The organism is Nocardia carnea, assembly GCF_029868855.1.
GTDB lineage: Bacteria > Actinomycetota > Actinomycetes > Mycobacteriales > Mycobacteriaceae > Nocardia > Nocardia carnea_A.
The window spans coordinates 1-21820 of sequence record NZ_JARWOV010000265.1 but is presented as its reverse complement, the minus strand read 5'-3'; the positions used below and the strand labels follow the sequence as shown (position 1 = coordinate 21820).

Here is a 21820-nt window from a genome sequence, read left to right as displayed (position 1 = left end):
GCCGCGGCCCCCCCCCCCCTCAATTTTCGGGGGGTCGGGGGGGGGGCGGCGCTCGGGGGGGGGGCGCGGGGGGGGGGGGGGGCCCCCGGCCCCACGCCGCGCCACCTTCGGCAGTGCTTTCCGGATCACGTGCGAAGTCCGCAGATGATGAGGGCGTGTCCGAATCCGGCGTCGATGTCGAACCGGTGTCGAAGCGAGACGAAGCCGAGCAGCATGCGGTGGTTTCGGCGCCTTCCTTGCGGGACGAAGGTCCACCGCGCGGCTGAAATCCGGGAAGTGCGGCGGCCGATGGCTCGCTGATTCCATCGGCCGCCGCGGGGCAGGTCATCAGGGATGAGGGAACCGATGACCCGTACTCGACTATATCCACAAATACCGTGCCGTTCAATAACGGCTCTATCACTATTGGTAAAAGGTTGGCTCTTGGGCGCTGCAACGCATGTCGGGCAGTGGGGAAAAGACTACGGAAACAGTAGTTGACCACGTAACTTCGTGATCGCATCGAGGGTGTCTCGCAGGGATATCGGGGTTGCGGCGCTTCGCGTCCAGATGGGAGCAGGGCGTGGTAGGGACCTTAACGTTGTATTACGTGCCATCCTATGACGGAAAGATGTAGATTTCGAGGCCGCGCGGCGTGCGCGGTGGCCGGTGTCGACCAATGGAGTGGGGGATATCCGGCAAATGCCGTAACCCGGTCGTGCCGCCCGATAATGCTGCACTTCCCAGTGGGGGGAAATGGGAGGGGGAGTTGGGGGGTCGATCGTGGCATACCCTGCCACCAGGCGAGGGTCGGCGGAAGGGAAGTCCGAGTTGTCAGCGGCCGAAGACGCGTTCTACACAGGCGTGCAGAGTTTGGGATTGGTCGCCGGTGGGGTGCGCAACGAGGAGCATGCGCGCGCCGCGTTCACGGCGGCAACGGATCTCGATCCGGATATGTGCGATGCCTGGCTCGGCCGGGCGATGGCGGGGGAGATCACCTCGGAAGTCATCTACGGCGCCTACCGTTCCTCACACAATCTGTACCGCGATCAGCAGCGGGCCGGGTTGGCCGACCGGGCGCTGTGGTGTCAGGTGGAGATCGGCGTCTTCGGCCTGCGTGTGGCCATGGCCGATCGTGACCAGATAGCCATCTCCCAGGCCTGCGCTTACGCCGACGGTGGTGAATGGCAGGAGGCGGCCTCCATTCTGGAGGACCTGCGGGGTGACGATGTCGCCGATTTCGCCCGGATTTCACTGTTCTATCGCACCGGCCGCTGGCCCGATGTGCTCACCGCGCGGTCGGAGAAGCCGGTGCTCGAGGACGGACTGCTCGATATCGCCGCCGAACTGATGGCTGCCAGTGCCCTGGCGCATCTCGGCCGATTCGGGGAGGCGATGCCGCGGGCTCAGCGGATCGTGGAGGACAGCCAGTCCGGCAATCTCTCCTACATCTGGGCCGATGCGCACTACCTGCTGGGCATGATCCAGCGGCACAGCGGCGAACACGAGGCGGCGGACCGGCTGCTCAAGGGGTTGCAGGGTTCGGGTCTGTGGCCGAATCGCCCGCAGTGGCAGCAGGCCGTGCGGGACAAGAACTTCCGGCTCGAGGTGACCACTCCAGCGGTGATCGCCTCGCGTACCGATATCTGGGATCCGAAATCGGGCGACGATCCCGCCGAGGTGGCGGCCAGTGCGGCCAAGGCCGAACGCGATGCTCTCCTGGAGGAGGCATCGAATCTACTGCAGTCGCAGATCGGTATGGATTCGGTCAAGGAGCAGGTCGACCGGCTGAAATCCGGTGTCCTGATGGATCAGGTGCGTGCCAAACGCGGACTGGCTGTGGATTCGCGGTCGAATCATCTGATCTTCTCCGGTCCGCCCGGAACGGGTAAGACCACCATCGCCCGTGTGATCGCGAAGATCTTCGCCGGGCTCGGGGTCGTCGAGAACGCCGAAGTCATCGAGGCGTCACGCAACGACATGGTCGGCACTCACCTCGGGCATACCGCGCCCAAGACCAACGCGTTGATCGATTCGGCGCTCGGTGGCGTGCTGTTCATCGACGAGGCATACACCCTGATTCAGGAGGGTCTCTCCGGTGGTGATGCCTTCGGTAAGGAGGCCGTCGATACGTTGCTGGCGCGGATGGAGAACGATCGGGACAAGCTCGTTGTGATCATCGCCGGTTACGAGGCGGAGATCGACCGGTTCCTGCAGTCGAACGAGGGTCTGTCCTCGCGCTTCACCAAACGGATCCGTTTCCCCAGCTACGATCCGGACGAACTGGTGCAGATCGCCGAATTCATCGCGGGCAAGAAGGATTCCATCCTGTCCGATCAGGCGCGCGAGGTGCTGCGCGATCGATGCACCGAGATGTCGGAGCAGAGCCGCAACGGCCGGCGGCTCATCGATCTGGCGGGCAACGGCCGGTTCGTGCGCAATGTGGTGGAGGCCGCCGAGGCCGAGCGTGATTTCCGGTTCACACGGGAGAATGTCGATATCGCCTCGCTCACCGACGAGGAATTGATGACCGTCGACGCCTTCGATATCACCGCGGCACTGCAGGGGTTGGCGCCCGCCGGCAAATAACGCCGCCTGTTCACCCGGAACGCTGTTCCCAGCGTTGGGAATCTGCCTGCGTCCGGGTGCGCGTTAGGTTGTGGCCGAGGTCGGCGGAAGGAACATATACCGGTGGCACGCTTCCGGGTGGTGACCAAACACCAGGTTTCGGGTTGGCGGTTTCTGCTACATCGGATCGAGCACGCCCTGGTGCGCCGGGACGCCTCGATGCTCGACGATCCGTCCCGGGGCCGGTCCACCGCACTCGCCATCGGGGTAGCGCTGGCCTGCGTGGGCATCGCCGGAGCAGCGGTTCTCGCGTTCTTCAAACCCGCCAAACCGGTGGGGAACTCGCCCATTCTCGCGGAGAAGGACAGCGGTGCGCTGTATGTGAAACTCGGCGAGCGACTACACCCGGCGCTCAACCTGACCTCGGCGCGGTTGATCGTCGGGCAGGCGGCCAAACCTGCCGAAGTCTCGCGCAGTGAACTGGAGAAATATCCGCGTGGGGCCTGGGTCGGTATTCCGGGGGCTCCGGGAGAAATCAACGATGTCGCAGAGAAGGACTCGGAGTGGACGGTTTGTGATACCGCCCGCACCGGAGCGGCGGCGCCGGTGGACCCGAAGACGGGACTGCCCATCCTGTCTCGTTCGGCGGTACTCACCACGGCGATAGCCGGACCGTTGACAGTGGACGACGACGCGATTCACGAAATGCGCCCGCCGCAGGCCCGGCTGCTACGTGGCGAGGACGCGACCTGGCTGGTCTACCACGATCCGGAGCAGGGCGTGGTACGGGCCGAGATCAATATGGCCGAATCGCCGGTGCTGCTGGCCCTCGGAATCGACTCGACGGCCACTGTGGCCGCGGCCTCGCCCGGCTTGCTCGGCGCCATTCCCGAAGTGCCCCCGATCCGAGTCCCCGAAGTACCGGATGCCGGTGCGCCGGTGACGTTGAAACCCGCGCTGGATGCGGTCGTCGGTTCCGTCGTCACCGTATCCACCCCGAACCAGCCGGCCGTCTACTACCTGGTCTCGAATTCCGGTCTGGTTCGGGTGAGCCCGGTGCTCGCGGCCATCGTGCGGAATGCGAATTCGCACGGGGTGGTGGCGACGAGCACCATCAGTCCGGACGTGGCCGCGGCGAATCTGCGGCCGGGAGACTGGCCCGGCACGGCCACCTATCCGGCGCAACCGGTCGAGATCCTGGATCCCATCCGAGACCTGATCACCTGCTACCACTGGGCTCGCACCGGGACGGATCCGAACGCGCACACCAGGCTGCTGTTCGGCCGTGAGCTACCGCTCACCAAACAGGAGCGGGGCCGGACCGTGCAGCTGGTGACAGCGCCCTGGTCCGGTGGCGCGACCGCCGATTACGCGTACCTGCCTCGGGACACCGGGAAATTCGTGCAGGTCACCGGGGCCGAACCCGGTTCGCCCCTGCGTGAGTCGCTGTACTGGATCACCGACAGCGGGGTCCGGCACGGGATCGCGGCGGAAGTACAGGGCGGCGCCCGGGACCCGTCGTTGTCCGCACTGGGCCTGCAGGAACCGGTACCCGCGCCGTGGAGCATCGTTTCGCTGTTCGCGGTGGGCCCGACCGTATCGATCGCCGACGCCATGATCCAGCACGACGGTATACCGACGAATATGACGGGTGTACAGATGCAGGGCAAGAAATGACAGCGACTCGCCGTTTCGTCCGGCCCGCCCGCATGGTGCGGGGCCCCAAGGCTCCGGCCGTCACGGAATTGCGTTTGCAGCCACCGACCGAATTGCCCCGGCCGGTGCCGCCCTCGCGACTGAAGATGATCATGCCCGTGATCATGGTGGTGGCCATGGTCGGGATGATGGCGATGATGTTCTCCGGTGGACGCGCCATGTCCCCGATGATGATGATGTTCCCGATGATGATGGTCGTGTCGATGGTCGGCATGCTGGGCGGGACATTGGGCGGCAGCGGGGGAGCGAACAGTACAGCGGCCGGCTTGAACGAGGAACGCAAGGACTATCTGCGGTCGATCACCGATAATCGGAAAACCGTCCACGAAGCCGAAACCGAGCTGTACGAATACCTTTCCTACACCCATCCCGGGCCGATGGGGCTGGGCCGGCTGGTGGGCGGCAACCGGATGTGGGAGGTGCAGGTCGCCAACCCGCAGTTTCTGCGAGTACGCATGGGGCGCGGCCGGATCGCCAACCAGGTCCGGGTCATCGTGCCCGAAGCCGCCCCGACCTCCGACCTCGATCCGGTCGGTGTGGTCGAGCTGACCCGGTTCGCCAAGGCGTATTCGACCGTCGGCGGAATGCCGGTGGCGATCAATCTGCTGTCGGCTCCGCTGGTCGGCTTGGACGGTGATCCCGCCGCGGTGGCCGGTCTGGCGCGAGCCATGCTCGCCGAGATCACGGTCCTGCACGGTCCCGATCAGGTCGCGGTGGCTGCGGTGCTGAACGATCCGGACAGCCCGGACTGGTCGTGGTTGAAATGGCTGCCGCATACCCAGCATCCGTCCGAATCGGACGCCATCGGGTCGAGCCGGATGGTGTACCGCACCGTGGCCGAGCTGCGGACAAAAGTTCTGGCCGGACTGAACCGTGGCCCGTTCTCCGCGAACAACGAGCCCACGATGGACAAATCACATTTCGTGTTGCTCGTCGAATCCGGCGGCGCGAACACCGACCGGGATATCTCCGGTATCGACGGCTGTACCTGGCTGCGCTTGGGCGAGTCCGAGCAGTCACTGCCGCGGTCGCTGAAATTCGCCGTCGGTGCGGACCATACGCTCGAGGAGATCACACCGCGTGGCAGCCGCCTCGTCGGCACCGCGGACACCATGTCGGTACCGCAGGTGACGGCTGTGGCCCGCCGCCTGTCTCCCTACCGGCTGTCCACCGTCGTGGAGGCGGTGGCCGCGGAGCAGGCCAGCGGAAGTACATCCTGGGAAGACCTGGTCGGCATCACCGACCCGGGCAACATCCGCGTGGACAGGCAATGGCCCGCCCGCCGCGACGCCGACCGCAATCGCCTCAACATCCCGTTCGGTTATGACCCCACCGGCCAGCCGGTCTTCTTGGATATCAAGGAATCCGCCGAAGAAGGTATGGGCCCGCACGGGATGTGCATCGGCGCGACCGGGTCGGGCAAATCGGAGTTCCTCCGCACCCTGGTGCTCTCCGCGGTGGCGCAACATTCCCCGGATGTGCTGAACCTGCTGCTGGTCGACTTCAAGGGTGGTGCGACCTTCCTGGGTTTCGACCGGCTCTCCCATGTGACCGCGGTGGTCACGAACATGGAAGAGGAAGCCGATCTCGTCACTCGTATGGAGGACGTGATCAATGGTGAGATGGCGCGCCGGCAGCGCATCCTGCGTGACGCGGGGAACTTCGCCAGTGTCGCCGATTACGAGAAGGCACGTGAGCAGGGCTCGCGGTTCGAGCCACTGCCGACATTGCTCATCATCCTGGACGAATTCGCCGAACTGCTGGAACAGCACCCGAGCTTCTCGAAACTGTTCGTCGCAATCGGCCGTCTGGGCCGCTCGCTACGGATCCATTTGCTGCTGTCCTCGCAGAAGGTTCCGGCGAATCGCATGGGCGAGCTCGAGGCGCATCTGTCCTATCGGATCGCTCTGCGCACCAACCAGACCAGCGATTCCCGCGACGCCATCGGTACGGCCGATGCCTACCATCTGCCGAAGAAACCGGGTTCCGGCTACCTCCGGGTCGGCGCGGGTGATCTCCAGCGGTTCCAGGCCGCGTATGTGGGAGCGCCGTACACTGCTCCCGCCCAGGCCACTGCGTCGAGCGCGCAGCGGGCCCGTCGTCCCGGGGGCGGATACAAACCGCCGCAGCGGTTCACCGCCGCACGTATTGTGGAATCGCGCCCGGTGCAGGTGGTCGAGCCGGTAGCGGTGCCCGAACCCGAGGACAACGACAGCGAACCCGTCACCGTGATGGAAACGGTGCTGCAGCAGTTCGCGCGGCACGGGCGTCCGGCGCACAAGATGTGGCTTCCACCGCTCGGCGTGCCGCCGACGCTGGACCGGTTGGTCCAAGCGGTCGAACCCGGCACCCTCCGGTTGCCGTGGGCGATCGTCGACAAGCCGCGTCAGCAGCGGCAGGATGTCTGGTCGGTGGATCTTTCCGGGGCCGGTGGTCATGCCGCGGTCGTGGGTGGACCGCAGTCGGGTAAATCCACCGCGTTGCAGACACTGATCGTCTCGGCCGCGCTCACTCATACTCCCGAGCAGGTGCAGTTCTACTGCTTCGATTTCTCCGGCGGCCTTTCCGCGTTGCGCACGCTGCCGCATGTGGGTGCGGTGGCCTCGGCGCGCGATGGGGACCGGATCCGCCGCACGTTCGCTCTGCTCCGCAATCTGCTCGCTTCCCGGCAGGCACTGTTCGACCATCTCGGAATCGACTCCATGCGGGAATTCCGGCGGCGCCGAGGCACACCGGAGGGTTCGGCCGAACTGTCCTCCTACGGCGACGACCACGGCGATGTATTCGTGGTTGTGGACGGCTGGGATATCGGCTTCGCGGTCAGCGGGCCGTACTACGACGAGTACATGCCGATCATGGAATCCATCGCACTGCAAGGCCTGAACTACGGCCTGCACCTGGTCGTCGGTAGTTCCCGGTGGGCGGCCATCCGTCCGGCGGTCAAGGACCTCATCCAGACCCGGCTGGAAATGCGGCTGGGTGATCTCACCGATACGGTGTTCAGTGCCCATCGTGCCGTCGTTTCCTCGGTCCCGCCGAACCGCCCGGGACGGTGTATTTCGGGCGAGGGCCTGCATATGATCACGGCTTTGCCGCGGACCGACGGTGTCGGCGATGCGGAAAGCGCCGCGGCCGGACTGAACGCGGCGATCACCCAGGTGAGCCAGACGTACTCCGGGCGTCGCGCACCCGAGGTGCGCTTGCTGCCGAGTCAGGTGACAATGCCCGAAATCCTGGCAAATATGCCGGCGCCGACCAATCTGGCCGAACGACTGCGCGTGCCGTTCGGTGTCCGCGAATCCGATTTGGGCCCTGCCGTCATCGATTTCGGCGTTTCCACGCATTTCATGGTGCTCGGATCCACAGGGTGTGGGAAATCGACTGTACTGGGGGCTCTGCTCGAATCCATCCGGACGCGCTTCACTCCGGACCAGGCGCGGGTGCTGATGATCGACTACCGCCGCCGGCATATGGACGCGGTTTCCGAGGAACAGTCGATCGGATATCTGACCAGCAATCGCGAACTGGTGCACGATCTGCCGTTCGTCGCGCAGAAGCTACGGGCCCGGCGGCCGCCGGAAGGGGTGACATCCCAGCAGCTCAAAGAGCGGTCGTGGTGGAGCGGGCCGGAGATCTTCGTGGTGGTCGACGACTATCACATGGTCGCTCAGCGGGGGCAGATGAATCCGCTCGACGCGCTCAAGGAACTCATCGTCGACGGCCGGGACACCGGCTTCCACCTGATCATCGCCCGCAGTATCGCGCAGGCCGACTCGGCCCTGTACGACACGGTGCTCGGCCAGGTGAAGAACCTGAACTCCTCGGGCTTGATCATGGACGGGACCAAGCTCGACGGTATGCTCATCGGCGATGTCAAAGCCACCAAACAACCTGTGGGCCGCGGGATTCTGGTGGAGCCGCTGACGTCTACAAAAGACCTGGTGCAGTCGGCGTGGGTTCCTGAATAACGACTACGTCCGGCCGCCCGCTCAGTGGGACTCTCCAGTGCTGGGAATGGCCTAGCGTTCTCTGTGTACTGCTCTGTTACCGGGAACTGGTGACAGGCCTGGAGATTGATCGATCGGAGCTTCGATGATCCCTATCCAAATCAGTCCTGAACAGCTGCCGGCTATCAGCGCGGGGATCAGTGCCCAGGAAACCAGTCTGGCCGCTTTGTTCCATACCGTAGCGCCGCACGCGGTGCCGGTGCCTACGGGATTCCACGCGCCGGGTGTGCTGATGTCGGTCGGTTTCGGCCTGTTCCAATCAGCGTTGTTCGGCTTGCTGGAAGCCGGCGTCGTCGAGAAGCTCAACGGTGGCGCCACTCTCGTTCCGGCTGCCGGAAGTTTCGAGGCGACAGATACGGTTGGGTGTGTGGCGGTCGAATCGGTCGGTGGTGCCGTGGCCTCGGCTGTGCTCGGTAACTGATCACCGACGATCTCGGGGTGTAGGGTGCCATGCCATTCTTCGAGTACTTCGCACTGGAGCCGATCCAGAACAGGGATCTGATCGACAGCGGCCCCGGTGCGGCCCCGCTGTACAACACATCCCATGCCTATTCGGCGTTGGACAACGCGCTCGAATCGGCGGCGACCGGTACCGACGGCCTGCTGAAAACCATGGCCGACGCGTGGCCCACCGGGTTGAGTTCCCAGCGTGCGCAGGCGGCATTCGCCGACCACAACAAGTGGGTACGGGACCAGGCCATGATATCGGCGCGGGTCGCCGAACTGGCCGATCGTGGGGCGAGCCTGCACAACAAGGCACTCGCGGCGATGCCTCCCCGGCTGGAAATCGAACTGGTGATGGCGGCGCTGGCGGCAACAGCGGCGGTAATGGGCGCCAGTGGGACGATTGCCTCCGCCGGCGCCGGACCGGTATCTGCTGCGGCAGCACTGGTTTTCGCGTCGGCAAGTGCGGCCCACGCTCTGGCCGAGGCGAAGTATTTCGAGCTGAGGATGCGCGCGGGCGGCGCCATGGCGGGGTACGAGATCGGAGCTATCGGGCTCGTCCTGGACCTGGCCACGGTGGCGGGTTCGCTCACGCCGCCGCCGCCGATCGCGATGCCGGGCCCGGGTTCGGTTCCGACGCCCGAGCCTCAGGTGGTCGGCCCGCTGCAGAACCTGATCGACAAAGGGCCCGACAGTCCGTATTATTCCGCGGACACCGGGCCCGGCCAGGGCCCCGGCGGAGGGCCCGAATCGTCTGGTGGCGGACCGGAAACGGGCGGTGACACCGGGAAGACCGGTCCTGGCGGAGAAGGGCCGGACCCGGGGCCCTCGGGGTTGGACCAGCAACCACTGTCGGATCCACAACAGCCACTGGGACCTCAGTCCGGATTCGATTCAGGGCTCGACAGCTATGGTGCGGATACGTCGACGACCAGTCCACTACTGGGCGTTTCCTCGGAGTCGACAACGCTGGCCGCTCTCAATGGTGGCGCGGGTGCGTTGACCGGCTACGGGATGGTCCGTGGCGGTATCGGTTCGATGCCGGGTGCGGCAACGGGTTTCCGGCTGCCCACGGGGTGGAGTCCGGGTGCGGGTACCGCTTTCGGCGCACCCAATGCCGCATCGGCCCCGGCTGCGCCGGCGCGCAACGCCGCGAAGCGGGTCTCGGCGCCGACCGCGCGGATGCGGCGGCGCCGGCAGGACGAGGAAGCGAGGAACGGGAAGGTCTTCACTCCGGGCGAGCAATTCGAGGTTCCGGAACTGGAACGCCCACCGGCGATCGGTGTCATCGAATACCAGGACGAAGAGCAGGAAATCGATCTGCACGCAGACTCCTCACTCGTGGGAGTACTGGATCGGCTCGACGAAGTGACTCAGCCGGAGAATGGATTCAGCGCCCGGTGAATCGGCCGGGGTTCACTGGAGTATCGAAAGGAAGAGCATCATGGCCAACCTGACAGAGGTCGACGAAACTACTCTGGTCAATTTCGCCAGCGGAATGAACGGTCCGTTGCAGACGCTGGAGGAGAACCTTCGGAGCCTCGGCCGTTCGCAGAGCACCCTCCAGGCCGCATTCGTCGGCAAGGCCGGTACCGCAGTCGAGAACGCTTTCGGTAACGTCCTCGATACCGGTAAGCAGGTGGCGCTCAAAATCGAGGAGATCATGAGCATGATCAATACCTCGGCCACGGAGTTCACCCACAAGGATGGGGAAGCGTTGCAGGCATTGATCAGCGGGATGGGGGACGCCTACACAGATGGGAATGTCGTCGGTGGCACGGGCAGTTGGGATGACGGATCGGTCAATCAAGTCGTCGACCCGATGACCCCGGACAAAGCGAAAACTGACTGGTTCTGATCGCGCGTCGAGATAATTTGCGAACAACTACCGGTACACCCGAATAGTAAGGATTTATGATGGCTGTTGGACCTGGGCAAATCTATACTGATAAAGCCGCAATCATGGAGGCATTGGGCCAAGTGAAAGGCGTTATCGGTGAGATGGCGACAAACATCCATACACTGAACAAAATGAAGGAAGATCTGCTCACCCAATTCAAGGGTGACGCCGCCAGTGGTTACGACGAGGTGGCGGTCGATCTGGACCGCCGGCTCAAAGCCTACGAGCAGAGCATCACCAATCTCGACAGGTCCACGAACAACGCGGCCGAAATGATCGGCACCGCGGACGCGGACGTCGCCAACATGTTCCGGCGCCTGCTCTGAGGCGCGTGGTGCGTTGATCGAAGGTACACCGGTGGGAATTGCCTCGGCAGCGGAGGAATCCGGCGACCCGGTGTCGGTGGATCTGAATGTCGATGCCGCCCTCGTCCTGAAGGATTTGGTCGGCATCGACACCTATCCGCTGGTCCTCGCGATCATGCCGAACATCTTCCGGATTTCCGACCGCGAGCGAGTCCGGGCCGCTGTCACGGAACAGCTCACCGTGGACGGAATCATTTCCGGTGGCGAGGTGGATCCGGTGGTGGCCGGGTGGCTACGGTGTCTGGAACGTCCGGATACCGAACTGGCCGTCCGGGTACTCGACAACGGCCGCGGCGGGCACACGCCGACCATGCTGCGCGTCTCGCTCGTTCGTAGCGGGGAACGCCATGTCCTTGCCGTGCGTTGCGACGACGAGGTCGTTATCCAGTCGGTTTTCCACCAGGGTTCACAGCTGGATACGCTCACCGCTTTACTGGAATCGGTCCTCGGTGAATATCCGATACTGGAATTCGATCCGTTCACGGCGGCCGACACCGAAGACGGCGAGCCGCCCGAGGATCTGGACGGCGTGCGGGCCGGGCTCCGTGAACTGGGTGCCACACCGCGCACCGCGAATGTGCTCACCCGCGCCCTCGGCGAGATAGTCCGCCACGCCGAGGTGCTCATGATCGAACATCGGGACGGCGGACCCGAAACACCCGACTTCACAATCTGTATGAATGTGCTGGACACGTTCCCCGGGCGGTTCGTGATCACCCCCAGTGTGACGTTGGACGGCCGGATCCGGAAGACGTACCGGCCGGGCGACCACGCGGCCCTGCACAGTGGTATCAACACCCTGGCAGAGCTCCTGCCGGGGAGGAGTTGGTTCAATACCGCGCGCACCGGTTGACGTTCCAGTGCTGGATGAGAGGACGGTGAGATGAACCGGGCACCGACAACCAACGGCGACGCCTCCGCGGCGCTGGCCAAGGGCGGGTATGACGCGTATTTCGCACAGCTCGAGGAACCTCCGGCAGGCGGCTCCGCACCGGCAGTGGCGAGTCCATCCGGTGCCGCGGTGAGCGACGGACCAGCGATGTCCGAGCCACCGCCACCGGGGCCAGGACCCGGTCCGGTCTCTCCAGCGGATGCCGGCCCCACCTCTCCACAGAATGTCGCCCCGCCACAGCCGGGTGCCGCGTCCTCGGCGGTTTCCGCCCCGGCACCGCAACCCGCCGCTGCGGCATCCGCTGACACCGGGGTCACCGACGGCGAGTTGGCCGAGTTGCGCCGGCGGGCGGCCGATGCGCATCAGCAAGCAGCGGAGGCCGAACGGCAGGCGATAGCGCAACGGCAACAGCAGGCGATGCCGAGCGCGGGCCCGGCTCCCGCGAGTTCCGCCGCCGGCGGGCCGCACCAGCTTTCCGCGGCCGAGACCGGGCCTGGATCCGTACAACCCGATGCCGGCGTGGCACCCCCCGTGTCCGCCCCGTCGCCGAGTTACTCCGCACACCCGAATCCGGCTGTGCCACCCGGTGCCCACAGTGGGTACGGTGCGGCACCGGGCCCCACGCCCGCACACTACGCGGCGGACCCTTCGCGAGTTCCCGATCGCATCAATCGGCAGGCCTACGAGACCACGGGGCGGATCGAGGTATTGCCGCCCGCGCTGGCGTCTGCGGAGCTACTGGCCGAGATCGCCGCGGTCCGGCAAGCGCATCTGCGTTCCAACAAGGGGGTGCGCGGGGCGCTCAACAAAGTCGGTTTCAACCTGGGGCTTTCGCCGGCCGAACAGCGTGCCGAGAGCCGGCGCACCCGGATTCGCCGGCAACTCACCGCGCCGTACCAGGTCGCGGTGGTGAGTGTGAAGGGCGGTGTCGGCCGTACCACAACCGCCGCCGGCCTCGGATCGACCTTTGCCAAGCTCCGGCCCGATCGGGTGGTCGCCGTCGACGCCAACCCCGATTTCGGTGATCTGTCCAGCCGTACGGCCCGGCACCAATACGGCCTCACCCTCCGTGATCTCGCCGCTGCGGGAGACCGGCTGGACTCCTTCTCCGCCGTGCACTCCTACACCGCGGTCAATACCGCGGACCTGGCTGTGATCGCCTCGCCCTGGAACACCGACGCAGGTGAGGCCTTGACGGGAGACGAGTACCGGCGCGGAGTGCAGATCCTGCGGCGGCACTACAATCTGCTCGTGGTCGACTGTGGAACAGGTGTGCTCGATTCTTCGACGAACAGTGTGCTGCACACCAGCGACGCGGTGGTCGTGGTGACTCCCGCCACCGTGGGCGGCGTAACCGGTGCGGTCGCCACCCTGAACTGGCTCAATTCACACGGTTTCGATCATCTGATCGCGAGCTCGATGGTCGCCATCGTGCGGCAGCATCCGGTCAAACCCACGGTGGATGTCGAAGCCATCGAGAAGCTGTTCGCCTCGGCGCAGCGGCCCACTGTGCAGATACCGTTCGATCCGCATCTCGCCGAGGGCAGTGAGATCGATCTGCGCATGCTGCAGCGCGAAACCGCGCTGGCCTTCGAAGATCTGGCGGCCGGATTGGCAGACGATTTCCCCGGCTATCTGGCCGAGCCGTCCGGTGGTGAACCCGGGGCCATGCGGTGACCGCAGTGCAGACGGCGCCGCCCTCCCCGGCCGGCGGCGCCGCCCCGGCCGAGGTCGCGCGCGCCCGGATCGCCGTGATGGTCTCCACCTACCAGGTGGACGTGGTGGTGCCGACCAAGTTCACCATCGAAACCTTCATCGACGATCTGGTGGCGGTACTCGCGGACGCGATCGGTGATCCCGAGGTGGATTTCAGCCCCCCTCAGGGGCAATGGAGTCTGGCCCGGCCGGGCGAGCCGCCGATTCCGCGCTGGCGCAGCCTCGGCGATCACGACATCGTCGACGGAACGGTGTTGATGCTGTCTCCGGTCGAATCGGCCGAGGTGTTCACGCCGGTTGTCGAGGACATCACCGATGCACTGGCCCTCATCAACGAACGTGAGTTCGCCGAGTTCGACCCCGATACCGCGGCCGTTGTGGGCCTGGTGGTCTTCGGCGCCGGTGCTGTGGGAATCGCCACCATGCTGTCCTGGGCGTGGACCCGGACCGGGTCACTGCTGTGGTGCGGCCTGCCCGCGTTACTACTCGGCGTGCTGTGCTGGGCGGCGGCTGTCGCGATCCGGGGCAGCGGGGCCAAGCGGCGGATCTCGCTCGGCGCCGCCCTCGCCGCGCTTCCCCTGCTGTTCGCCGGCAGCGCGATGCTGGTACCGCCGGAATACGGTGAACCGGGACCGTTCGCCCCGGCCAATATCGCGGCGGGTGCGGTTGTCACGGCTGTGGCCGCGATGGCGATGATGCGGCTGACGGGTTCCGGTATCGCGACCCTGATGAGCGTGTCCGTCCTCGGTATCACCGTGACCGCGGCGGTGTTGCCGCTGACCTACTTCGACCTGGCGACCCGGCAGGTGGCCGGCGGCGCCGTATTCGTCGGCTTGGTGCTGCTCACCGTCGCGCCCCGGATCGCGGTCGTGATCGCCAAGATCCGGCCCCCCGACCTGCCCGATCCGGGCAACGACGTGAATCCGGCGACACTCACCGATATCTTCGATGCCGAAACCCATCGGGATGTCGAGCAGGATGCCGAGGACGCGGCGGCCGCAGAACAGACGCGGCGCAGTCACGAAGTCGGCATCGAGAGCCGGGCCCGGCTGGCGGTGACCAGCCTGCGCGGGCTCGTGGTGGCCATTTCGGGGCTGCTGTCGGTTTCGACCGTGATCTGTGCGGCGGTGAGCCCGGGCGGTATCCGCGAGATCGTCATGGGCACGGCGGTCGCCGGGATCCTGGCCATGCGTTCACGCTGGTATCCCGACCGCGTACAGGCCATAGCGCTGATCGCAGGATCGTCGGTGACGGTGCTCGGTGTCGCGTCGGTTCTGGTCGGGGCCTACGGAACTCCCTACGCGCGGCTGGCGGTGGTACTCGTCGTCACGATGATCGCCGCGGCCGCGCTGACCGCGGCGCTGCGCCTGCCCCGAAAGCGGCTGACCCCGGTGATCCGCCGAATTATCGACCTGATCGAATACGCGCTGATCCTTGTCGTTCCCGTGATCGCCTTCTGGATCATGGGTATCTACACCGCCATGCGAGGAATCTGATGGGACCGGGCAGGGCCCTGGCCGCGGCGCTGGCCGTACTCGTGCTGAGTGTCGGTACCGGGCCCGCGGCAGCGATGGAGCCACCACAGGTGGTGGTGGGTGCACCACCGCCGGACGGTCCTCCCGGACCGGAGCAGCCGACCAAACAAGAGAACGGTTGTCTGGCCACAGGCGTTCTGGACGACACCGATATATCCCGGACCCCGCCGCCCGAGCTGGCTTTGAATTTGGCCGATGCACGCACCTTGAGCCGCGGTGCCGGTGTCACGGTGGCCGTGGTCGACACCGGCGTGGAGCCGCATCCTCGCCTGCCCACGCTGGCGCCGGGCGGTGATTATGTGTTCGCGGGCGGGGACGGACTCCAGGATTGTGATGCCCACGGTACCCTGATCGCCGGAATCATCGCGGGCGCTGCCGATCCGGCGGACGGGTTCAGCGGTGTCGCACCCGAGGCGCGAATACTCTCCATACGCTACCGATCCAGCGCATTCCGGCCGGAACGATATGCGGGCGACGATCGCGAGCGGCAGGCGAGGGAACTGCGGACACTGTCGCGTGCCATTGTTCACGCGGCGAATCTCGGTGCGGGAGTCATCGTGGTTCCGCTACCGGTGTGTGTGAAAACCGACTCCGGTGTCGATCTGGGTCTGCTCGCGGAAGCCGTCGGGTACGCCGTGCATTCACGCGGATCACTGATCGTGGCCGGCGCCGGCAACACCAACACTGAGGGGTGCAATACCCAGAACCCCGGGTACGATCCGGCACGGCCGGGCGACCCACGGAATTGGCGCGATGTCCAGACAGCCTCGCTTCCGGCCGTCTTCAGCGAGTCGGTGCTCTCGGTGGCGATGACCACCGCGCACGGCGGGACGGTTGGTGAATCGCTGCTGGGCCCGTGGGTGACGATGGCCGCGCCCGGCACGAGTATCGAATCGCTGGGGCCCGGTAGCCCGGGACTGATCAACGGCGTCGGCACCCCCGGAAAACTCGGTCCTGTCGGCGGGAGCTCCTACGCCGCCGCGTACACCGCCGGTGTGGCAGCGCTGATCAGATCGCGGTACCCGAACGAAACCCCGGGTGAGATAACTGCCCGTCTCGCCGCCTCGGCCCACGCCCCGGCGCGTGGTATCGACAACAAAGTGGGTGCGGGACTCATCGATCCGATGGCGGCGCTCAGCTATCGCACACCCCCCGAACCACCGGAAGGTTTGTTCGTTGCCTCCGGATTCGAATTGCCGCCCGCCCCGAGGCCGCCTGATACCAAGCCCGGTATCGCCGCCGCGATCGTGATCGTCGTGACGGTGCTGGTCGGCGCCGGCGCCACCTACGGCGTGAGCGCGCGGCGGAGGCAGCGGTGACGGTGACGGCGGAACGGGCGGTGCGTGCGCCGGACCGCCGGGTCGCCGGCGTGGAACGCGGCCCGTTCGCAGTGATGGCGATCGGAGGCAGTGTGGTGTTGGCCGGATTGTCCGCGTATCTGCCGCTGTGGGGTGCGGCTTCGATCGTCGCGGGACTGCTGCTGACCGTGGTGGTCCGGATCAACGGGCGAACCCCGATCCGCTGGCTGCTGGATTGGCTCGAGTTCCGGACCGGGCGGGCCGTTCGGGCGGCCCGGCTCGCCGAGCCGCTACCGGTGCGCGACATAGAAGTGCCGGCCGGGCTGTGTGGTATTGCCGAGGACGGCAACGTACTGATCGCCATGATCCAGCTCGCCCCGAACCTCGATCTGCCGACGGTGATCGCCGAGCAGACGATCTATACCGAGGACACGATTTCGGTCGAGAGCCTGCTACCCATGCTCGACCATTACGGGATCGCCATCGATATCGATATCGTCACCACCGGGCAGCGGGTGCGGTCAGCGGGTAGTTACAGCATGCTCTACGACCAGTTGATCGGTTCGCATCCCGTTGTCGGGAACCGGCTGACCTGGCTGGTTCTCCGGTTGGATCAGGAGCGTAATCTGAAAATGCTGGCGCGCCGGGGGCCGTGCGCGGTGGTGGCACCGAAAACTCTTGCCACTGCGGCGCATCGGATCGCCGGGCGATTGCGCGAGCGCGGAATGGCCGCGCATCCGTTACCTGCGACAGCTTTCGTGGACGCGACCCGCCTGCTCCACGTCGGCGCGGAATTGCCGGAGCTGACCGAGCAATGGGATCGCCTGAAGTCTCCGCTTCCCGGCCGCTTCGTCACCAGTTTCGGGATCGATTGGTCGCAACTGGACGAGTCGGGTCTCGACGATTGCTGGACCTGGAACAGCGGGCGTACCACGCTCGTGGTGAGCCTCAGCGATGTGGACGGCCCTCGTGCGGCGGTCCGCTACGTGGGCCCGGCGATGAACGAGGCACTGCCGGATTATCTGCGCCGGCTTCCCGGCAGGCAGGCGCTGGCGCTGCGCGCCACCCTGCCCACGGGCATTTCACTACGTGCCCTTACGTGCGATGAACACGCCGTGGAGGAAGCGTCCCCCGAAGCTGCCGCCAACTTGTCGGTGGCGATCGGCCCCAACGGTCAGATTCTGGGGGCGATCAGCGGGCAGCCACGCCATCGGCTGGCTCTTCCTCTGTTCGACCCGGCCCAGTACAACCCCCGACGGCGGGCAGTGGATGTACAGGCGCAGTTGGCGGTGGCGCAGCAGCTGGTGTTGCGCGCCACCGTGGTGGGCGCGGATATCGAGGTACATACGAATCGGCCGCAGCGCTGGCGGCATATGGTCAGCGCGGTCGGCGATGCCAGATCGCTGCGGTTGGCCGACACCGAAGGCGGTGCTCCCGAGTCGGAGGCAACCATAGCGGTCTTCGACCAGCTGCCGCCGCAGGTCTCTGCGGCGCCGACCACGATGTCCATCAGCGATCCGGGTAGTCCGCGCCGGGGTTCGGTGGACCTGGCCATCGAACAGGTGGGTGAGGCCCAGCTGGATGTGCGGATCCCGATGCGCACGGTTCGGGTGAATTTGGTCGAACCGCGCGGCGAAACCCGCTATCTCGACGACAACGACCGGCCGCCGCCCGGTGTAGCGGCTATGCCGAGCTCCGACCGGACGGTTCCGGTAACCCGTCCCCATGGATATCCCGCCCGTTGACAAGGGCAGAACAGGTAATCTCGATGACCGTGGTAGCGGATACCGAAGCGGACAGCGGAAGATTCGACAACTCGGAGGGAGCGCAGGAGCAGACTCCACGGCAAGCCGCGGCGGCGATTTTCTCCAGCAGGCTGTCGGAGCTGATCGCCGAATCGGTGGTTTCCACCGAAGACGGGTCGACCCGTGGGCTGACCTTGTATTCGCTCGCACAGCATCTCGAGCTCGCCTATCCCGATGTGCCGGTTTCGCAGTCCGGGTTGTACCGGCTCATCCACGGTGATGCCATTCCGCGGCTGGATCTGATCATTGCGCTGGCGCGGGTGTTCGATGTGCCTCCGGAGTATTTCGTCACCGCGGAGAAACCACGCTGACGGGTCGCAACCGCCGATGATCATTCCCATTTTTGGGAATGTGGAGGTGGGCGCTGATCGGTGAACCGATACCATTCCGGCTATGCCCGATGCGGATTCCGGAGATGTATTTCTCCGCAATCGAGGCGCGATTCTGGATGCCCTGCTGGCGGATCCGGCTTTCGGGCTCACCGATCAGCCGGCAAGCGCGTCCGAGGAACCACCGGCGGTCGGCGCCCCGCCCGTCCGTGCGAATTTCGACGAATCTCTGCTCGATCCGGCACCGGCTGCGGATTCCGGACCGGTGGCCTACGGTCGTTCGGAGAGCCGGTCGCGACCGGAACCGCCGGTCGGGGAGTTCGATTCCGAACCGGTGTCCGTACCTCCGCGGCGTTCGACCGCGGGACCGTCGGCAAGTGAGCGGATCAATGCCCTGCTCAGCGGCCAACCCCTGGGCGCGGGCGCGGCCTCGTCGCTGGCAACCGAGAATGCCGAACGAGCAGCCGACCGGCTGAATGCCACCGCGGCGCCGGAGGCCGAGCCGGAACCCCCCGCCGAAGCCGAGTCTGCCCGTACCACCCGGCAGTCACCGCAGGAGTTGGCCCGGGAGGCGGCAGATCAGCTCCGGAAGCCACGGGTGGCGCTGGCTGTGGCCGCGGTGGTCGCCCTGCTCATTGTGGTTTTGCTGGTGGTGACCGGTGGCGAGGAGGAGTCCGGCAGCACTCCGCTGGCCGTCACCGCGGCGCCCACCCAGGCGCCGCCGGCCACCGAACCGTCCGGTAGCGGCACCATCATGCCCAAGTCGGCGGAATCGAGTTGTCCGGCCGGCGGTACCGACGGTATGGATGCGTTCTCCGGTGAACCGGACAAGGCGTGGTCCTGTCCGCGGGCCTACAAACTCGACGGCCAGGTCTTACGCATCGACCTGGGGCAGGAATACGAGATCGACTCGATCGGTATCGTCCCCGGCTGGGACCATGTGGGTACAGACGGTGCCGACCAGTGGACGGAATTCCGGACGGTGAGCCGGGTCTCCTATCAATTCGACGACGAGGACAGGACCACCTACACCCAGGAGACGCTGGATCAGCGCTCGCTGGTGGTCACCCGCATCGAGCCGCCGCTGAAGACCTCGGAAATCGTGCTGACGGTGTTGCGGAGCGCCGGTTCGCAGTCGACCAATACCGTCGCCATCTCCTCGATCATCATCACGGGACAGTGAGCCGGTCGTGAGATACGGGGTGTGGTGATGACACCGGTGCGATGCCAGTACTGCGGGCACACCACGGGGACAGGTGCCTCGGCCTGCGCCAATTGTGGTGCGCCGTTGCCGGACGCGCGCACCGCGGAGTCGCCCGGCGGCGCCGGGCCGGCCGTGGCGCACGGAGGGCTGGGCGCTCATCTCGCCGAGATGAGCGGCCGGGCCGGCGGACCGGTGTCGTGGCCGGGTGCGGTGGCCGGGCATTACCAGGCTGCTGCGGCGCGGCATCATCACCACGATTCGTCCCCCGGAGCGACGCATGAGGATACCCACGGTGCCGCACCGCACCACCGCCGCGGCGGTGTCCTGGGCTTCCTGCGTTCACGGATCGCCGGTGAGGCGGAAGCCGTTGTCACCGCCCATCATCCGAAATGGCAGTGGCGAGCGGCGGCCGGTGTCGCCGTGGCGGTACTGCTGGTGCTGGCCTTTCTGATGGTCAAATCCTGCGCGCTCACCGGGCCCCCGCTGACCGCACCGCCGGGTTTGGGCGGCGTCTCCGCGCCGGGAGACCCGCTCGCCGCACTGCCGGGACCGCTTCGGGACGCCAGCTGCCGGCCACACGAGGAGACAGACGGCGTGCGCAGTTGTGTACTCGCTGCCGGTAGTCCGGTGCTGGCCGGTGGTATCACGGGTGGCCGGGCTCTGTCGTTCCAGGTGCACAGTGCCCAGCCCGCCGCATTGGCCCAGGCAATCGCGCAGTGGCGCACCGCCAGTAGCGAAGTGGTCACCGACGGGGAAGTGTTCGCGGCGATCAGCGCGTCCTCGGCGGTGTGGTTCGCGGATACGAATTCCGGCCTGCGTGTGGATACCGGAGCTTTCGCCGGCAGCGCCGCCGCGCGGACCTTCCTCGCCCGGTCCGGTCTGCTCCAGTCCTGAATGCCTCTGTCCGGCGGGCCGGTTGCGGTCCGTTCGCTGGAAGCGTCGCGATCGCAGGTTTTCCTCGGTAAGTGGAACGCACGTCCGTTTACACATCCGTAACGTACCGCTATACAACGGCACAATAAACGCGTAGAGTGCCTGGTATCGAGGGTCGAAACAGAAGCGGAAAGGCGCGATCACGGTGACGACAATGCAGGACACGGTTACACCGATGCGATTCCGGATTGATCCGAACGAATTGGGTACAGCGCGTTTCCGGACCGCGCTGTACCGGACGGCGGAAGCTCCGCCGGGGGAGTGGCGATTCACACTCTACGCCGCCGGCGAGGGCGTCTCGTTGAGCCGTGTCCTGCCTGTACTGCACAGCCTCGGCGTCGAGGTTGTGGACGAACGGCCCTACCAGCTCGAATCCGCCGGCGAGGGGTCCGAATGGATCTACGATTTCCGGTTACGCGTCGTCTCGGCCGTATTACGGACCCAGCTGGATCCCGAATTGGAAGCCGATCTGGATCGTCCCGCCGACTCCGCGAGCGACGGTATCGCGCGGCGATTCACCGCCGCGTTCGAAGCAATGTGGTTCGGTGCCGCGGAAATCGACGCGCTCAACGAACTGATCCTGCGCGCCGGTCTGCACTGGCGTCAGGTCGTCGTGCTGCGGGCCTATGCGAAGTATCTGAAGCAGGCCGGATTCTCCTACGGTGCTGCCGGAATCACCCGGGTGCTGCTCGCCAACCCGGAGATGTCGCGCGGGTTCGTCCGGCTCTTCGAGGCCTATTTCGATCCCGACGGCGATGGCGAATCCGCGCCCGGAATCGCGGAATGGCTCGAGGCCGAGATCGACGCCGTGGTCAGCCTGGACACCGACCGGGTGTTGCGTGCAGCACTCGGGGTTGTCATGGCGACCCTGCGCACGAACTACTTCCGGCGTGACACCGAAGGCGAGCCACCCGCTCATCTTTCGCTCAAATTCGATCCGCAATCCATCGCGGTGCTTCCGCAGCCGCGGCCGAAATACGAGATCTTCGTGTATTCGCCGCGGGTGGAGGGTGTGCATTTGCGGTTCGGTGCCGTGGCGCGGGGTGGTTTGCGCTGGTCGGATCGGTTGGAGGATTTCCGGACCGAGATCCTGGGTTTGGTGAAGGCGCAGGCGGTGAAGAATGCGGTG

The 21820-nt window shown here is 65.9% G+C and carries 16 protein-coding genes; all 16 read left to right on the top strand.

Annotation, left to right across the window (positions count from 1 at the left end; translation table 11 throughout):
- Window positions 1-810: 810 nt before the first annotated feature.
- The gene (gene eccA, locus QH195_RS27665; RefSeq protein WP_280425570.1) at window positions 811-2568 is read left to right on the top strand and encodes a type VII secretion AAA-ATPase EccA; all 1758 of its coding nucleotides are present in this window, start codon (window positions 811-813) and stop codon (window positions 2566-2568) included.
- A gap of 102 nt (window positions 2569-2670) precedes the next feature.
- The gene (gene eccB, locus QH195_RS27660; RefSeq protein ID WP_280437557.1) at window positions 2671-4224 is read left to right on the top strand and encodes a type VII secretion protein EccB; all 1554 of its coding nucleotides are present in this window, start codon (window positions 2671-2673) and stop codon (window positions 4222-4224) included.
- Entirely contained in the window at window positions 4221-8231 is a 4011-nt protein-coding gene (gene eccCa / locus QH195_RS27655) for a type VII secretion protein EccCa (RefSeq protein ID WP_280437556.1), read from the top strand. Before eccB ends, eccCa begins: the two co-directional genes overlap by 4 nt.
- 124 nt (window positions 8232-8355) lie before the next feature.
- The gene (locus QH195_RS27650; RefSeq protein WP_280437555.1) at window positions 8356-8691 is read left to right on the top strand and encodes a hypothetical protein; all 336 of its coding nucleotides are present in this window, start codon (window positions 8356-8358) and stop codon (window positions 8689-8691) included.
- Between the two features lie 29 nt (window positions 8692-8720).
- A complete protein-coding gene (locus tag QH195_RS27645; protein ID WP_280437554.1) occupies window positions 8721-10118 on the top strand; it encodes a PPE domain-containing protein in 1398 nt (465 codons plus the stop codon).
- Between the two features lie 40 nt (window positions 10119-10158).
- Window positions 10159-10572 (top strand): hypothetical protein, encoded by a 414-nt coding sequence (locus tag QH195_RS27640; protein WP_280437553.1) that lies wholly within the window; start codon window positions 10159-10161, stop codon window positions 10570-10572.
- Between the two features lie 173 nt (window positions 10573-10745).
- Complete coding sequence (locus tag QH195_RS27635; protein WP_280437552.1) at window positions 10746-10940, top strand: hypothetical protein; 195 nt, start codon at window positions 10746-10748, stop codon at window positions 10938-10940.
- A 31-nt stretch (window positions 10941-10971) separates the two neighbouring features.
- Window positions 10972-11832: an ESX secretion-associated protein EspG gene (locus tag QH195_RS27630; protein ID WP_280437551.1), complete on the top strand. Its 861-nt coding sequence runs from the start codon at window positions 10972-10974 to the stop codon at window positions 11830-11832.
- A 30-nt stretch (window positions 11833-11862) separates the two neighbouring features.
- Complete coding sequence (locus tag QH195_RS27625) at window positions 11863-13548, top strand: AAA family ATPase (RefSeq protein WP_280437550.1); 1686 nt, start codon at window positions 11863-11865, stop codon at window positions 13546-13548.
- Complete coding sequence (eccD, locus tag QH195_RS27620; protein WP_280437549.1) at window positions 13545-15083, top strand: type VII secretion integral membrane protein EccD; 1539 nt, start codon at window positions 13545-13547, stop codon at window positions 15081-15083. The genes QH195_RS27625 and eccD overlap by 4 nt, the downstream gene beginning before the upstream one ends.
- Complete coding sequence (gene mycP / locus QH195_RS27615; RefSeq protein ID WP_280437548.1) at window positions 15083-16441, top strand: type VII secretion-associated serine protease mycosin; 1359 nt, start codon at window positions 15083-15085, stop codon at window positions 16439-16441. The genes eccD and mycP overlap by 1 nt, the downstream gene beginning before the upstream one ends.
- Complete coding sequence (eccE, locus tag QH195_RS27610; RefSeq protein ID WP_280425559.1) at window positions 16438-18165, top strand: type VII secretion protein EccE; 1728 nt, start codon at window positions 16438-16440, stop codon at window positions 18163-18165. Before mycP ends, eccE begins: the two co-directional genes overlap by 4 nt.
- Window positions 18166-18188: 23 nt before the next feature.
- Window positions 18189-18536, top strand: a complete 348-nt coding sequence (locus tag QH195_RS27605) for a helix-turn-helix domain-containing protein (RefSeq protein ID WP_280425558.1) — start codon at window positions 18189-18191, stop codon at window positions 18534-18536.
- An 82-nt stretch (window positions 18537-18618) separates the two neighbouring features.
- Complete coding sequence (locus tag QH195_RS27600) at window positions 18619-19737, top strand: hypothetical protein (protein WP_280437547.1); 1119 nt, start codon at window positions 18619-18621, stop codon at window positions 19735-19737.
- Window positions 19738-19764: 27 nt separating this feature from the next.
- On the top strand, window positions 19765-20652 hold the full coding sequence (locus QH195_RS27595; protein ID WP_280437546.1) for a zinc ribbon domain-containing protein: 888 nt from the start codon (window positions 19765-19767) through the stop codon (window positions 20650-20652).
- A gap of 241 nt (window positions 20653-20893) precedes the next feature.
- A partial coding sequence (locus QH195_RS27590) for an NAD-glutamate dehydrogenase domain-containing protein (protein WP_280437558.1) occupies window positions 20894-21820 on the top strand: 927 nt, incomplete at its 3' end.

Bases quoted from the DNA above. Each gene is read 5' to 3' on its own strand.
- eccCa (WP_280437556.1), top strand. From the start codon at position 4,221: ATGACAGCGACTCGCCGTTTCGTCCGGCCCGCCCGCATGGTGCGGGGC.
- QH195_RS27650 (WP_280437555.1), top strand. From the start codon at position 8,356: ATGATCCCTATCCAAATCAGTCCTGAACAGCTGCCGGCTATCAGCGCG.
- QH195_RS27645 (WP_280437554.1), top strand. From the start codon at position 8,721: ATGCCATTCTTCGAGTACTTCGCACTGGAGCCGATCCAGAACAGGGAT.
- QH195_RS27640 (WP_280437553.1), top strand. From the start codon at position 10,159: ATGGCCAACCTGACAGAGGTCGACGAAACTACTCTGGTCAATTTCGCC.
- QH195_RS27635 (WP_280437552.1), top strand. From the start codon at position 10,746: ATGAAGGAAGATCTGCTCACCCAATTCAAGGGTGACGCCGCCAGTGGT.
- QH195_RS27625 (WP_280437550.1), top strand. From the start codon at position 11,863: ATGAACCGGGCACCGACAACCAACGGCGACGCCTCCGCGGCGCTGGCC.
- mycP (WP_280437548.1), top strand. From the start codon at position 15,083: ATGGGACCGGGCAGGGCCCTGGCCGCGGCGCTGGCCGTACTCGTGCTG.
- QH195_RS27605 (WP_280425558.1), top strand. From the start codon at position 18,189: ATGACCGTGGTAGCGGATACCGAAGCGGACAGCGGAAGATTCGACAAC.
- QH195_RS27600 (WP_280437547.1), top strand. From the start codon at position 18,619: ATGCCCGATGCGGATTCCGGAGATGTATTTCTCCGCAATCGAGGCGCG.
- QH195_RS27595 (WP_280437546.1), top strand. From the start codon at position 19,765: ATGACACCGGTGCGATGCCAGTACTGCGGGCACACCACGGGGACAGGT.